Origin of the sequence: Veillonella sp. DNF00869, assembly GCF_001553345.1 — a bacterium.
In the GTDB taxonomy this organism is placed as follows: Bacteria; Bacillota; Negativicutes; order Veillonellales; family Veillonellaceae; genus F0422.
In genome coordinates this window covers 46,654-62,405 of sequence record NZ_KQ960771.1, presented here as the reverse complement: position 1 = coordinate 62,405, position 15,752 = coordinate 46,654, and the positions used below count along the sequence as shown (strand labels likewise).

Annotated in this window: 16 protein-coding genes and 1 riboswitch; all 16 genes read right to left on the bottom strand. The window is 37.7% G+C overall.

Annotated features, from left to right (window positions below; translation table 11 throughout):
- Positions 1-10: 10 nt before the first annotated feature.
- Positions 11-709, bottom strand: coding sequence for a Stp1/IreP family PP2C-type Ser/Thr phosphatase (locus HMPREF3032_RS04630; RefSeq protein WP_062402425.1), 699 nt, complete (start codon positions 707-709; stop codon positions 11-13).
- A complete protein-coding gene (gene rlmN / locus HMPREF3032_RS04625) occupies positions 706-1,755 on the bottom strand; it encodes a dual-specificity RNA methyltransferase RlmN (protein WP_009353452.1) in 1,050 nt (349 codons plus the stop codon). The genes HMPREF3032_RS04630 and rlmN overlap by 4 nt, the downstream gene beginning before the upstream one ends.
- Positions 1,752-3,110, bottom strand: a complete 1,359-nt coding sequence (rsmB, locus tag HMPREF3032_RS04620; RefSeq protein WP_062402421.1) for a 16S rRNA (cytosine(967)-C(5))-methyltransferase RsmB — start codon at positions 3,108-3,110, stop codon at positions 1,752-1,754. Before rsmB ends, rlmN begins: the two co-directional genes overlap by 4 nt.
- Positions 3,082-3,852, bottom strand: a complete 771-nt coding sequence (locus tag HMPREF3032_RS04615) for a DUF116 domain-containing protein (RefSeq protein ID WP_009353455.1) — start codon at positions 3,850-3,852, stop codon at positions 3,082-3,084. Before HMPREF3032_RS04615 ends, rsmB begins: the two co-directional genes overlap by 29 nt.
- On the bottom strand, positions 3,845-4,822 hold the full coding sequence (gene fmt / locus HMPREF3032_RS04610) for a methionyl-tRNA formyltransferase (protein ID WP_062402418.1): 978 nt from the start codon (positions 4,820-4,822) through the stop codon (positions 3,845-3,847). Before fmt ends, HMPREF3032_RS04615 begins: the two co-directional genes overlap by 8 nt.
- Positions 4,822-5,298: a peptide deformylase gene (def, locus tag HMPREF3032_RS04605; RefSeq protein WP_009353453.1), complete on the bottom strand. Its 477-nt coding sequence runs from the start codon at positions 5,296-5,298 to the stop codon at positions 4,822-4,824. The genes fmt and def overlap by 1 nt, the downstream gene beginning before the upstream one ends.
- A gap of 8 nt (positions 5,299-5,306) precedes the next feature.
- Entirely contained in the window at positions 5,307-7,487 is a 2,181-nt protein-coding gene (priA, locus tag HMPREF3032_RS04600; protein WP_062402415.1) for a replication restart helicase PriA, read from the bottom strand.
- 294 nt (positions 7,488-7,781) lie between these two features.
- Positions 7,782-8,972: a methionine adenosyltransferase gene (gene metK / locus HMPREF3032_RS04595; RefSeq protein WP_062402412.1), complete on the bottom strand. Its 1,191-nt coding sequence runs from the start codon at positions 8,970-8,972 to the stop codon at positions 7,782-7,784.
- Positions 8,973-9,021: 49 nt separating this feature from the next.
- Positions 9,022-9,123: riboswitch (SAM riboswitch) on the bottom strand.
- Positions 9,124-9,180: 57 nt separating this feature from the next.
- Complete coding sequence (coaBC, locus tag HMPREF3032_RS04590; protein WP_062402410.1) at positions 9,181-10,362, bottom strand: bifunctional phosphopantothenoylcysteine decarboxylase/phosphopantothenate--cysteine ligase CoaBC; 1,182 nt, start codon at positions 10,360-10,362, stop codon at positions 9,181-9,183.
- A gap of 218 nt (positions 10,363-10,580) precedes the next feature.
- Complete coding sequence (locus HMPREF3032_RS04585; RefSeq protein ID WP_009353257.1) at positions 10,581-11,027, bottom strand: GNAT family N-acetyltransferase; 447 nt, start codon at positions 11,025-11,027, stop codon at positions 10,581-10,583.
- Between the two features lie 167 nt (positions 11,028-11,194).
- The gene (locus HMPREF3032_RS04580) at positions 11,195-11,635 is read right to left on the bottom strand and encodes a hypothetical protein (protein WP_009353256.1); all 441 of its coding nucleotides are present in this window, start codon (positions 11,633-11,635) and stop codon (positions 11,195-11,197) included.
- Positions 11,636-11,644: 9 nt separating this feature from the next.
- Positions 11,645-12,136 carry a pantetheine-phosphate adenylyltransferase gene (coaD, locus tag HMPREF3032_RS04575; protein WP_062402407.1) on the bottom strand — a complete coding sequence of 164 codons (492 nt, stop codon included), beginning with the start codon at positions 12,134-12,136 and terminating at the stop codon, positions 11,645-11,647.
- A 15-nt stretch (positions 12,137-12,151) separates the two neighbouring features.
- A complete protein-coding gene (rsmD, locus tag HMPREF3032_RS04570) occupies positions 12,152-12,697 on the bottom strand; it encodes a 16S rRNA (guanine(966)-N(2))-methyltransferase RsmD (protein ID WP_062402404.1) in 546 nt (181 codons plus the stop codon).
- An 85-nt stretch (positions 12,698-12,782) separates the two neighbouring features.
- The gene (locus HMPREF3032_RS04565) at positions 12,783-13,784 is read right to left on the bottom strand and encodes an NAD(P)H-dependent glycerol-3-phosphate dehydrogenase (RefSeq protein WP_062402402.1); all 1,002 of its coding nucleotides are present in this window, start codon (positions 13,782-13,784) and stop codon (positions 12,783-12,785) included.
- A gap of 2 nt (positions 13,785-13,786) precedes the next feature.
- A complete protein-coding gene (gene plsY, locus HMPREF3032_RS04560) occupies positions 13,787-14,386 on the bottom strand; it encodes a glycerol-3-phosphate 1-O-acyltransferase PlsY (protein WP_369813341.1) in 600 nt (199 codons plus the stop codon).
- The gene (gene der, locus HMPREF3032_RS04555) at positions 14,383-15,717 is read right to left on the bottom strand and encodes a ribosome biogenesis GTPase Der (protein ID WP_009353825.1); all 1,335 of its coding nucleotides are present in this window, start codon (positions 15,715-15,717) and stop codon (positions 14,383-14,385) included. The genes plsY and der overlap by 4 nt, the downstream gene beginning before the upstream one ends.
- Positions 15,718-15,752: the final 35 nt, after the last annotated feature.

Below are 15,752 nucleotides of genomic sequence, written 5' to 3'. Positions count from 1 at the left end.
AGTCACCTCTTTATATACGTCCTAGTACGATTGTCACATTATCTCGTGCTCCCGCATCATACACAAGGTGCACTAAATCTTCTAACGCTCTATTTTCATTTTGTTCTTCAGAAAGAACTTGTTCAATCTTGGATTCTTCAATATAACCAGATAAACCATCACTACAAAGTAAGATTCGGTCATTTTGAAATAATTCTATCATCCCTGTATCGACTTCTACCGATTCATAGACGCCAATCGCACGAGTTAACATATTCCGATTAGGATGATGAAGAACTTCTTCTTCTGTAATCGTTCCAGCTTCTACTAACTGTTGTACCATAGAATGATCTTTTGTCATGCGTTGTAAACCTTTTTCGCCATATATATATAAACGGCTATCTCCTACGTGAGCCCAATATAAAATATTATTTTGCACATAAGCCACAACAGCAGTAGTTCCCATACCTTCTAATTCCTTATAGGATTGGCTTTTTCTATACACCATATGATTCGCCTCTAGTATGGCATTTCGCAATACATGAGCAGATACTTCTTTAGACTTTTCTACTACATTTACAATAGCATCTACCACCATAGTACTGGCATATTCTCCACCAGTATATCCACCCATACCATCTGCTACAATTAACAGCGGTCCTTGTGCATAAAAGCGATCTTCGTTTCGCTGGCGAACTAGCCCAGTTTTACTAATTCCTAAACTAATCATACCCTTCCTTCTTTCAAAGATTGTTGATGTTGTATTTTTAATTGTCCACAAGCTGCTTGGATTTCATCTCCCATTTCCTTACGAATCGTTACAGACACACCATAGGATTCTACAATAGACTTAAACTCTTGCATTGCTTTCATAGACGGTTTATATAAATTAATATGTTCATTTCCATTGACAGGAATTAAGTTGACATTACAATGAGGAAATTGTTTTGCAATACTACCTAGTTCATGAGCTTCTTTTTCAGATGTATTCACATCTTTAATTAAAATATATTCAAAGGTTACACGGCGTTCTGTCCGTCGATAATATTCTGCCACAGCGTCTAGCACATCTTGTAAAGCATACGTCGCCCCTATAGGCATAATTTCTTTTCGTTTTTCATCTGTAGTAGCATGCAATGATAATGCTAATGTGATAGGTAGTTCCAGTTCTGCAAAACGATAAATATTGGGTACTAAACCACAGGTAGACACAGTCATTCGACGATAACCAATATTAAAGCTTTCTTTTTCATGAATAAATTGCAATGCTTCCATAGTATAATCGAAGTTTTGTAATGGTTCTCCAGATCCCATGACAACAATGGAGTTTACTTCTTCTTTGATGATACTTTCAAACAATAATAACTGCCCAACAATTTCAGCTACCGTCAGATTACGGAATAGGCCTTCTGTAGTGGATGCACAAAAAATACATCCCATAGCACATCCCACTTGAGATGACAAACACACAGAATTCCCATAGTGCTGCTTCATCAGTACCGTTTCTACTTGATGCCCATCAGAAAATCTGAGCAATAATTTCTTTGTATTTCCATCAGAACTAGTAGATTCTCGCACCACCGTAGGAAGTGTAATTGTACAGTGTGTAGCAAGCCATTCCCGCATTGTCTGTGGAAGCTGTAACATATCTTCCATAGAGAATACGTGACGTTGATAAATATAATCCATAATCTGTTTCGCTCTAAACTTTGGAAACCCTCCATCTGTCACAACTTTACTTAATGCTGGCAATGAAAGGCCAAGTAATTCTATCATGCTCTCTCCTTACGTAAACGGGCTATAAAAAATCCATCCATATCATATACATGCGGTAATAAAGTAACCATAGGACCTTCTGCTGCAAACGGCAACAAGGGAGCCACATCTTCTAATATAAAATTAGGGTTTTCTCGTAAAAAGTTTTCTACAACCCCTTCATTTTCCAATGTATTTATAGTACACGTAGAATATACCAAATGTCCCCCTACTTTTACATAGGAACTAGCATTTTGCAATATTTGTTGCTGTAATATTGGCAATTCTTGTAATTGAGATTCCTCTTTTCGCCAACGCATATCTAATTTCTTCTGTAAGATTCCTAGTCCTGAACATGGTGCATCTACTAGTACCGCATCAAAAGACTCTTTCCATTGTTCTTCTTTAACTGTAGCATCCCCTTGCTGTGGTTGCACATTAGATATTTTCATGCGTTTTGCATTTGCCTGCAACAGTTCTACTTTATGTTCATGAATATCCGTAGCTACGATAGTTCCTGTATTATCCATAAGGGTTGCCATATGTAATGTTTTACCACCCGGCGCTGCACAGGTATCTAAAATATGCATATGTTGTTTAGGTTGTACTGCATAAGCCACAGCCATAGAGGCTTCGTCCATGAATGTCATCAATCCCTCTTGTACCCATTTTGCTTCCTGCAATTGTCCTTTGTGAGATTTGATGATAATTGCATCTGGAATCATATGACTAGGCTCTACCACCCAATTTGCCTGTGAAAGCTCTTCTAATAAATCATGCCGACTAATTCGTAAAGTATTCACTCGCGCTGTCAATAATGGAGTTTCATTGAACCATTCACAGAGATCAATTGTTTCTTCTAGACCTCGTTGCTCTATCCATAAACGGACTAGCCATAAAGGTTGATTATAAATATAGGAAATTCTCTCCGCTTCCGAAGTGGCTAAAGCATCTACTCCAATATCTTCGCGCTGTCGATCTACATTACGAAGCACAGCATTGACAAAACGGTCTGTACCAGGTGCCACTTTTTTGGCAAGCTTTACACTTTCATTCACCGCAGCACTAGAGGGTACCTTATCCATATAAAGCAATTGATACACTCCGAGTCTAAGAATTTCTAGTACAAAAGGAGATAATTTTTTAACCGGTTTCTTGGTAAAGTGAACGATAACGGCATCCAAGTAGTTTTTGCGTCGCACCACACCATATACCAATTCTGTAAAGAATCTACGATCTAAATCCTCTAGTCTTTCTTGCATCATATACTGAGGCAATACAATATTGGCATACTTCTTATCTCGATGTATATCTACTAAGGCTTTCATAGCTAGGCGCCGAATGTTTTTATGTTCTTTCTTTTGTTTCGTTTCCATAGAGTAACCTTTCTATGACAAGTCTAATGTCTTCTGTATTGACTCGCGTATTACAACAAGGACCACAAGGTCGTTCATTTAAGACACCAATCACAGGAATAGGAAATACATCTGCCATGCCACTGACTAAGTCTCTTTCACAGGCGATAGCCACAATCGCTTGAGGACGAATTTCCTTAATTTTTAAACGTGCTAATGTACCACCTGTGACTACCACAAAATGACATCCATAGGTATCTGCAATATCTAGCAAGGTTCCTACTTGGCATCCCCCACAGCGCTTACAATTATGTACATCTGTAGTCACTTTATGTACACAGCTAGATAATTGTATGCAATGCGGTGTAAGCAATAATAATCGTTCTGGTTCCACGCGATACACTTGGGTGCTCACGAGATGATTAATTAACGCAATCAAGGATTGACTCACTTCATCCTTTGTATACCCAAAACATCTAGCTAATACCGTGACCAAAGGAAATAAAAGATATAACCCACGATTGGATAGTCGCAATAAAATCGGATGTTGTATAGAATACATTGTGACTAATGCCATGTATATCCACATGGACCACCCAATCAATATAGGTAGTAGTAGCGCACTCTCTACGATAGGCCCGACAACAGGTCCCCATTGGGATAAGCTAGGATGCATCATCCAGACTATCCAACCCCATACCATGGAAATCAATAGCATTGCCACAGCCGTCACTGTTAAATATAGACGATAAGATTTATTCATCGCCAAAGCAAGCTCCTACTGCTAACTGATGACCACGAGCAAAATCACCTGCATTCATTCGTTTTTTATTTTCAGGCTGCACTTCTGTGACACGTAAGACCCCGTGACCAGTGAAAATACTGAAAGACTCTTTATCTACATGCACTATTGTCCCCTCTTTAGGATAACCACAAGCCCCTTGTAAATGTTCAGGAGCATACTTGGAGGTAGGGTCTACTTTTGCATGCCAAAACTTAATCCGTTTACCCTCTAAGAATGTATAACATCCAGGACTGGGATTGAAAGCTCTTATTTTCGCAGCTAATGTATGTGCTGGTTCTGTAAAGTTAAGATGTCCCATCTCTTTTGTAATTTTTCCTGTTTCAATAGCTTCTTCATGATTTTGAGGGACTCTTGTTAACGTACCTAATTGTAAAGCATCTACAGCTGGTACAATCATCTGTGCCCCTAATTTTGCCAAAGCTGTAAAGATTGTACCAGATGTATCCTCTTCTGTAACAGGAATGCGTTCCATGAGCAGAGTATCACCTGTATCTAATCCTTCGTCCATATGCATAATAGTCATACCAGTTTCTGACTCTTCATGAAGAATCGCATATTGAATAGGTGCTGCACCTCTAAATTTCGGTAATAAAGAAGCATGTAGATTAATACACCCCAAAGGAGGCTGATGAATAAGCCAAGGAGGCAAAATTTTTCCATAAGCAATGACTACCACAATATCAGGAGCCAAAACTTGTAATAATTCTTTCGCTTCTTCATTGCGCAAGGATTTTGGTTGATACACAGGAATATCATGCTCTAATGCCAACTCTTTCGTCGGTGGCATTTGTAGTTTATTACCTCGCCCTTTCGGCTTATCTGGTTGACAAAATACACCTACCACAGTGTGTGGACTATCGATTAAAGCCTGTAACGTTGGGACTGCTATATCTGGAGTACCCATAAATACTATACGTAATGGATTCATTATTGTTGTTCCTTTTTATGGATAAAAATCTCATTGGGATTCACTAACTTTTCCACAAATAAAATACCATTTAAATGGTCGATTTCATGTTGAAAAATACGAGCTAAAAAGCCTTCTGCCTTAATTTTTATCTTTTTATTATTTCGATTGATACCATGTACTTCAATTTTGTCATAGCGTTCTACATCACCAAACAACTCCGGTACACTCAAACAGCCTTCTAAGCCTACTTGAGAGCCTTCTTTTTTCACGATTTCTGGATTGATAACTTCGATTAAGCCATTTCCATCATCTAGTACAATAATTCGTTTGGATACATTGACTTGTGGTGCCGCCAAGCCTACACCATCTGTTTTATACATAGTTTCAGCCATATCATCTAATAATTGACGAATCTTTTTATTTACGAACTCTACCGGTTCTGCTATTTGTTTTAACACAGGATGCCCTGTTTTCATGACTTCTAAAACTGCCATAGTCCCTCCTATACTGGATCCACATCTATATAGATATGGGGCAATGTAAATATATCTGAATGATACATGTGTGATTTTAAATTCGATAAATCAATACCACGAATCATAATACAAAGTCGATACATATCTCGTATCTTTGCGGCGCCATTTTCATAGGGCCCTAGTATATCAATACGCTGACCTTCACAAGCCTGGCGCAAAGTGTTGGCTAATTCTGTCGCTCTTGTTCGTACTACTGAAAGCTTTTCATCTAATAAGGTAATTTGTATCATTTCACCAATTGGTGGATACAACAAAGCTTTACGAGCCTCTATTTCTTCCTCATAAAAGCTAACATAATCATGGTGCGTGCTGTGCTGAATAGCATAATGTTCAGGACTATAGGTTTGTACCACTACTTTTCCTGATTTATTACCACGACCAGCACGACCAGCTGCTTGCGTTAGCAAATTAAATGTTCTTTCAGAAGCCGTATACACAGGAATATGCAATACAGAATCAGCAGTAATAATTCCCACTGCGGTAACATTTGAAAAATCATGTCCTTTTGCCACCATTTGCGTGCCCAACAAAATATCATATTGACCAGCACCAAAGGCTTCTAAAATACGCTGAGATTCTCCTTTTTTAGAAGTTGTATCTTGATCTAGACGAGCAATTCTAGCTTGTGGAAAACGTTTTGCTAATTCTTCTTCTACTTTTTGCGTGCCTGTACCAAAAAATTTAATTTTATGGCTACCACAATGCGGACAAATTTGAGGCACTTTTTCATGATGGTCACAGTAATGGCAACGCAAGTCCTTCCCCGCTTGATGATACACCATAGATATATCACAGTGAGGACAATGGATAGGTTTACCACAGTCACGACACATGACAAATGTACTATGACCTCGGCGATTCAGCAAAAGAATGATTTGCTCACGTTTCTGTAGTGTTTCTTGGATTAAAGTATCTAACGCCATAGAAAATACAGAGTAATTCCCATAGAACATTTCTTCTTTCATATCCACAACAGTCACCTTAGGCATAGGTTGATGAAAAATACGATGCTCTAAAGATAGTAACTCATAGATACCTTGGCTCGCTAAATAATAAGCCTGTACGGACGGTGTAGCAGACCCAAAAATAAGCGGACATTGATGGCTTGCACTGCGCCATCTTGCCACCATGCGTGCATCATAACGAGTCATATCTTGTTGTTTATAAGATGGGTCGTGTTCCTCATCGACTACAATAAGACCGATATCTTCTGTAGGTGCAAACACTGCTGAACGAGCACCTATGATAATATGGCTATCTTTCCGACGTAAACGCTCCCAATTGTTATAACGTTCCGCTTTTGTTAACTGGCTGTGAAAAACGACCACTTCTTGACCAAACTTCTCTACAAATCGTCGCACTATTTGCGTAGTTAAGGCAATTTCTGGAACTAGAATAATAGCAATCTTATCTTGTTGAATCGTCTCTTGTGCAGCTTTTAGATATACTTGTGTTTTTCCACTACCTGTCACACCATGGAGTAAAAACGCTTTACTTTTCTGGTTAGCAATACACTCCTGAATAGGTTCGTATACAGCCTGCTGGGACTCAGTTAAAGGAATGTCTATACTATCCACAACTTCCTCATACCGTGTTTTCGTCATTTCATACCGCCAATCTATGTCGATATGAGAACATTCTTTTACTTGCTTAATGACAGGCAAACTAAATCCTGCCAATCGTAAGGCACTTACTGAGGTTGCTCCATGTTCTAATAAGTATTCTGCCAACAAACGTTGCTTTTGTTTCCTCACTCCAAATAGTTCTACATGAAAGGAATCCTTAGGCACAAGCCATTCAATTTTAGGTCTGTCATAAGATTTTAATTTACTTTTATCGACAGTAAACAAGCTTAATGCTTCTGCAAGGGTACATAGATAATACTCGCTAAGCTTACGAGCTGTTCTCAGCATTTCCGTTGAAAACCAAGGTGTTGGATCTAATACAGCTAATATGGGTTTTATCACAAATGATGGATTTTCTATGTCACAATAACCTATAAGGATTCCCTCTTCTTTAGAGGCTCCTAAGGGAACTGCTACGCGAGTTCCAATAGGTACATTCCCTAATGAATCAGGGATTTCATAGGTTAAAGGTTTATTCAATTGTTTCGCAGGACGATTAATAATAATTTCACCTAAACGCATCATAACCTCCTGACTAAACACTCTTCATTATACCACGTTTGTACCTTCGATTCATACTATTTCATACCCTACTTCTACACATTTGCATATGATGAAATTTCTTTTAGGAGTAAGATGATAGGACAAAATCACTTGGTAGTCTAATTCCATCTTCTTATAAGATGTAAACACATGACAACCTAGACTCTTATAATTTATATACATGACAACTGGGGTAACAAAAATAGAGGACAAAGACATACGTCTTTATCCTCTATATATGTATCATTCAAAAGCGAAGGGCAAATTAATCTATTATAAGCCTGCTTCTTTACGAAGTACTTCTGCTTTATCTGTGCGTTCCCATGGAAGGTCTACATCTGTACGACCAAAGTGTCCATAGGCAGCAGTTTTTTTGTAGTGTGGTTTCAACAAGTCTAACATTTCAATGATACCTGCTGGACGAAGGTCAAAATGTTTGCCTACTAATGCAGAGATTTTTTCTTCTTCAATTTTTGCAGTACCAAATGTTTCCACCATGATAGATACAGGTTTTGCTACACCAATTGCGTAAGCTACTTGTACTTCACATTTATCAGCAAGACCAGCTGCCACGATATTTTTAGCTACATAACGGGCTGCATATGCTGCGGAACGGTCAACTTTTGTAGGATCTTTACCGGAGAAAGCTCCACCGCCATGACGAGCCATACCGCCATAAGTATCTACAATAATTTTACGACCTGTCAAACCAGCATCGCCTTGTGGACCACCGATTACAAAACGACCAGTTGGGTTGATGAAGTATTTTGTATTTTCATCAATAAATCCTTCTGGAAGAACTGGATCAATAACATATTTTTTAATATCTGCTTGGATTTGTTCCAATGTAACTTCTGGTCCATGTTGTGTAGAAATAACGATAGTTTCAATACGTTTAGGTTTTCCATCTACATATTCAACAGTTACTTGTGTTTTACCATCTGGACGAAGATAATCCAATGTACCATCTTTACGAACTTTTGTTAATTGACGAGATAAACGGTGCGCCAAGCTAATAGGCATAGGCATCAATTCTTCTGTTTCATTGGATGCGAAACCAAACATCATGCCTTGGTCACCAGCACCGATTTTATCAAAGGCATCACTACCACCTTCACGAGATTCTAATGCTTCATCAACACCCATCGCAATGTCTGCAGATTGTTCGTCAATCGCTACGTTAACGCCACAAGTATCAGCATCAAAACCGAATTTTGCACGAGTATAGCCGATTTCACGAATTGTATCGCGAACAATGTGAGGAATATCTACATATGTATTGGTAGTAATTTCGCCTACTACATGAACTTGTCCTGTTGTTACTAATGTTTCACAGGCAACGTGCGCTGTTGGATCTTTTTCTAAAATAGCATCCAATACAGCATCTGAAATTTGGTCAGCAATTTTGTCTGGATGACCTTCTGTTACAGATTCAGAAGTGAAAAATACATGTTTTTCTGCCATGAATAAACCTCCAATAAAAAAATTCCTCATCCCAAGATGAGGAATTATATCCCCATCTTCCGATCAAATATCGTTGGATTTAGCACCTCTTCCATCAGGAATGGTTGCTGTAGCTTCACAGGGCCTTTCCCTCCACTACTCTTGATGAGACTTGTATCATACATATAATACTTAGTTTAAAATCACTACCATGTATTATAGCATAGATTTATAGGTCTGCCAAGGCTTGAATGATGCGTTCTGCCACATCAAGTTTCGACATATTAGGTAAACTTACAATTTGATCTCCAGGATAAATAAATGTCACTTCATTTGTATCTACATCAAATCCAGCATTGGATTTACTTACATCATTAGCTACTAACATGTCCAAATTCTTTTTGCGCACTTTTTCTTTTCCATAGGCAATGACATCTTGCGTTTCCGCTGCAAAACCAATTAATTTTTGTTGCTGTTTACGCTCTCCTAAGCTTGCTAAAATATCTGGATTTTTTACCAACTCTAATATCATAGTTTCTTGTTTTTTTATTTTATTATTTGCTACCTCAGCCACACGATAGTCCGCCACAGCCGCAGCCATAATCACCGCATCTGCAGAGTCATAGTGACTATCTATAGCCTCTTTCATCTCTGTAGCAGAACAAACTATAATACGCTCTACACCAATTGGCACAGCAAGATCTGTGGGAGCAGATACCAAAATTGTCTTAGCACCGGCTTGGGCTGCTTTTAATGCTACCGCGTATCCCATCTTTCCACTAGATCGATTCGTAATATATCGAACTGGATCAATTGCTTCTTGCGTACCACCGGCACTGACGATAACCGTTTTACCTTGCAGTAGTTCTGTTTTCCCTAAATGAAAGTCCACCCAGTCCATAATTTTTTGCGGATCTGGCAAACGCCCTTTTCCTTCTACCCCACATGCTAGGAGTCCACTGTCAGGTTCTAGCACATGAACACCTCTACCACGTAAGATAGATAAATTTTCTTGCACAGTTGGATGGGCATACATGTTACTATTCATAGCTGGACATACAAATACAGGGGCCGTTGTGGCCAATAATTGGGTAGATAACATATCATCTGCAATTCCATACGCCATTTTAGCAATCATATTAGCCGTTGCAGGTGCTATCACATAAGCATCTGCCCAAGTTGCATAGGCAATATGCTCTACATTCCAATCCTGTACATTTTCAAACATTTCCACAGCCACTTTGTGTTTACTAATTTCACCAAACACAAGGGGACTCACAAATTTAGTGGCATTTCTCGTCATTACCACTTTTACTTCTGCTCCCGATTTATATAAACGGCTTACTAACTCTACTGCTTTATAAGCTGCTATTCCTGCTGTTACACCTACTACAATATGCTTACCCTTCAAAGGTCTCACCTTCCTATAGAACTAATTCAATTAATAGACTTTCTATACTTACCCTATTATACAGTATCTGGATAAGTAATACATCAATATTTTTATCCATAAAGACTCAAAATATCTTTATCCACGAAAAAAGCTGTATACAAATTAAAAGGAGCATAATTTGTTACAGCTTTTTACGTATTTATATGATGAATATAAAATCCATCAATGATTAACCTCTACAGAGGTAATGATAAATGAACTACTGTCTTTACCGGCTTCTTGGTACCATCTAATTTTTTAAATCCTAAGCTTGTATATAATTCTTTTGCATTTTCCATACTTGGCAAGCTATCTAGTAGCAATGTTTTATATCCAAATTCACGAGCATCTTCTACTACCATTTTAGCCATATTTGTACCTAAAGAACTGTGCCTAAATGCTGGACGAACATACAACCGTTTCATAGCCGCTGTTTTACTATCTACATAACGCAACGCAACACAGCCTGCTGGTTTGTTATCGATAAAGGCAATATACAAGGCTTCACCTTCACCTTTATATTTTTCTTCCAGTCCATGAAACTCTCTTAAATTAGCAGATACTCCTAATGATCGTACATACTCTACAAACAAATCTTTTACTTCATCAATATAATCGTGGCCATTACGAATTTCAAAATTCATAGTATACCTCCTCATAGTATTACATGAAACTGATATTGTTAGTATTCGACGAAATTATAAAAACTCCTTTTATTTTTTTAATTTTGTATGACTAGCAAATATAAAAATCTCTAATTTTAATAAAAAGCACCTTTTAAGAGTACCTCTCAAAAAGTGCTTAATTAATGTTATTTGTGCAATGTTTGACGATTTTCTTGCAATGCTTCTAATGTACGCTCTAAATTAGATTCTACATATTTGAATACATCACTAGCATATTGAATAGAACTATTTTTGAGTTCTTCCGAAGATTTATTAGCCTCTGCAATAATATGATTAGCATGTTCTTGTGCTTGTTTTACCAATTCACTTTCTTCTGTTAATTTTTGAATGTATTCTTTCGCTTGTTCAATTAATGCATCCGCTTGTTTTTGACCTTCCGCTACAATACGATCACGCTCTGCTACAATACGACGAGATTCTTCTAATTCAAGAGGCAAAGATTCTGTTAATGCATCTACAATACGCATAATTTCTTCTTCTTCAATTAATTTTTTATTTGTCATAATCATATTGTTACTAGTAACAATTAAATTTTCCAACTCTTCTAATAATTTTTCTGTTCTCATGATGTCCTCCTATTTATCTTGTTTTCTATGAAATTTATCTTCCAATGCTTGTTTCACAACTGTAGGTACTAAGCCATCTAACTTACCACCATACCTAGCCAATTCCCGTATACCTGTAGAGCTTACAAAGGCATATTTATTATTGGTCATAATAAAAACAGTTTCAATCTCATCATCCAAATATTTTGAAAACAAAGCACGTTGAAATTCATATTCAAAGTCACTTAAAGCTCGAAGTCCACGGATGATGATATGACTATCTCGTGATTTCACATACTCATTCAACAAACCGCTTCCAAAATCAACTTCAATGTTAGAAATATGTGATACAGATTGACGAATTAACTCTGCCCTCTCATCCAAAGTGAATAAATACTTCTTATTTGGATTTTCTAAAATTACTACTATTAACTTATCCACTAATTTACTAGCGCGCTCAAATATATCTATATGTCCATTTGTAACAGGATCAAAACTACCTGGACAAACTCCAATTCTCACAGTATAAGCCCCTTTCTATGGTTCTCGACAAAGAATGTCAACGCGAGTATACCCAAAGGATAAAGCTTTCACAACCACCCACTTAGGCAATAATTCTAGAGTTTCATTCTTATGGCGTTCTATAATTAAAAAGCCATCTTCGGTAAGTAATTGTAACTCGTCCACTAAGTCCAAAGTTTTTTGAACATACCCTTTTTCATAAGGGGGATCTGAAAATATTAACTGAAACTGCTTTCCTTTTAACCGTGTAAGTGCTGATTCCATAGTACATTTCATAATTTCTAATCGATCATCTACTTTACAGTGTCGGCTATTACTTTGGATACAATCAACAGTGCGTGTATCTACTGCGATGGCATGACTAGCACCTCGACTTAAGGACTCTATGGCTAATGCGCCAGTACCCGAAAACAAATCTAGCACCTGAGCTTCAAAAAATCCTCTTCGACTTTGTATAACATTACAAATACTCTCACGCACTCGATCTTGTGTAGGTCTTGTATCCATCCCCTTCGGAGCCTGTATAGTATGCCCTTTGGCTGTTCCTGAAATAATTCTCATATAATTTACTACCTATACTTGTATATTCTACATGATTTTACTATGGGGTACAATAGATTTTTTATAAAATCTTCCTCATAATCTGTTACTTATTACAAACTTCTTGTTTTACATCTCGCATCATTAACTGCATCAACACCTCAGCAGGAGAAACTTGATGATATAATACCTCATACAAAGCATTAGTAATAGGCATATCAATCCCTTTTACTTTAGCTATGTCATATATAATACGTACTGCAAAAAAACCTTCTACCACCATTTGGGATCGATTAATGATATCCTCCATAGTTTCTCCATTTGCCAACTTTTGTCCAGCTCGCCGATTCCGACTATGGGGACTCATACAAGTAGCGATTAAATCTCCCATTCCTGAAAGCCCTGCATAGGTTTCTGATTTTGCTCCCATGGCAACACCAAACTTTGTCATTTCATGAAGACCACGAGTTAATAAGGCTGCTAACAAATTATCTCCTAATTGCATGCCATGTGCAATTCCCGCTGCTAAAGCAATAATATTTTTTGTGGCTCCTCCTAGTTCTACGCCGATTACATCTGTATTCCCATACACTCGAAAACTAGGACCTCCCAAAGCACGTTGCAAACTACATATAGCATCTTCATTTTGACTTGCTACAACTGTGGCAGCCGGCAAACCACGGCCTACTTCTTCTGCATGATTAGGCCCAGATAAAATAGCCGTTGCTTTCACTAAGCCCTGTACCTCTTCTTCAATAACCTGAGATAATCGCTTTTCACTATCTTTTTCCAATCCTTTAGAGCAACCTACTATAATCATAGAAGGTCCTAGATAGGGCTTTAATTCTTGTAGAGTACGCCTCACATAAGTTGATGGAGTAACCATCAATACCACTTCTGCATCTTGTAAAGCTTTGCTATAAGAATGTTGAAACTCTAAAGTAAGTGGTAAAACTACATCTGGCAAATAAGGGTTAATACGATATTCACGCAAATAATTTGCTTTTTCTTCCGTGCGACAATACATCGTCACTTGATGCCCCGCCTCTAGCCCTTTTAGAGCTAATGCAGTGCCCCAGCTACCTGATCCAATGACTGCAATTTTCATAATTACTTATCCTTTGTAATACGTTTAACAGCTAATTCTTTTCCTTGCAAAAGACGTACAATATTTTCTCTATGACGGAATACGACAAATAATGCCGCTATAGCGCCAAAGATGATGTATGGTAAAGGTTCAGATAAACAATACATCACAATAGGCACAAGAGTAGCTGCTACGATAGATCCTAAGGACACATAGGAAGTAAACTTGACAATAATGCCCCATACAGCAAAGCAAATTATAGCCGCTATAGGAGATAATGCAATGAGTACCCCCAATCCTGTCGCAACCCCTCTACCGCCAGAAAAGCCAAGAAAAATAGACCAATTATGACCAATCATAGCACATAAGCCACCTACAATCATCCATTCTGGATTCGGCAAAAATAAGAGAACTCCTATGGCACCCTTTCCAGCATCCCCTAGGAAAACAGGCAAAGCAGCTTTCATCCCTAGTACACGATACGTATTGGTAGCACCAATATTTTTACTACCATATTGACGTACATCTGTATGAAAACATAGCTTTCCAATAATTAAACCTGTAGGAATAGAACCTATTACGTATGCAAGTAAAACTAATACAACAATTTCCACCGTTATCATTCTTCATCAGATCCCTTCTTACCACGAAGTACTAAGCGAATTGGAGTTCCTTCGAATCCAAAGGATTCTCGAAGTCGGTTTTCTAAGAAACGCATATAGGAAAAATGAATCAATTCAGGTTCATTCACAAATAATATAAATGTTGGCGGTTTTACACTAGCCTGTGTCATATAATAAATTTTAGGAATACGGCCACCACGAGATGGCACTGGATTTACTGTTTGCGCATCCGATAACAATTGGTTCAATACACTTGTAGAAATACGCATATGTTGTTGCTCAGATACGTATTTAATTAATTCTGCTAAGCGATGAACACGTTGTTTCGTTAAAGCTGAAGCAAACAAGATTGGAGCATAACGTAAAAATCCCATTTCATCATATATATCTTCTGTGAATCGCAATGTAGTTTTATCGTCTTTTTCAATCAAATCCCATTTATTGACAACAATCACTAAGCCTTTTCCAGATTCATGAGCATAGCCAACAATTTTTTTATCTTGTTCAGTCACTCCATCTGTAGCATCTAATACTAAAACAACAATATCAGAGCGATCAATAGCACGAAGAGAACGAACAATACTATATCTTTCTACAGGTGCATCAATACGAGATTTACGTCGCATACCTGCTGTATCGATTAATACAAAATCCTGTCCATCATGACTCCAATGGGTGTCGATAGAATCACGTGTTGTACCAGCCACATCACTAACAATAACACGTTCTTGACCTAATAAGGCATTTGTTAGAGATGATTTACCCACATTAGGACGCCCAATCAAGGCTACATGGATTGTATCTTCATCTTCCTCACTAGCACTTTGTGGAGGAAAATGTTTCACTACATCATCAAGTAAATCACCTAAATTCATCAAATTTTTAGCAGAAATACCAATTGGGTCACCAATACCTAAATTATAGAACTCATAAATATTAGCCTCTTGATTTACACTATCGATTTTGTTAACTACTAAAATCACAGGCTTACCACTAGCACGCAACAAGTTGGCCACTTCTTCATCAGCAATGGTAATCCCTTGCTTACCATCTACAACAAAGAGAATCACATCAGCTTCTTCAATCGCTAGTTGTGCCTGAAAACGCATCATTTTAGGAATTTCATGACTTTCTGCAGTAATAAACTCAATCCCACCAGTGTCAATCATAGTAAATTCACGTTGTAGCCATTCTGCATCAAAATAAATTCTATCACGTGTAACACCTGGAATATCTTCTACAATCGAAATTCGTTTATTAACAATGGCATTAAATAATGTAGACTTTCCTACATTCGGTCTTCCTACGACCGCAACTAATGGTTTTGACATGCTTTCACCTCATATTTCAACTTCCTCAAAGGAAG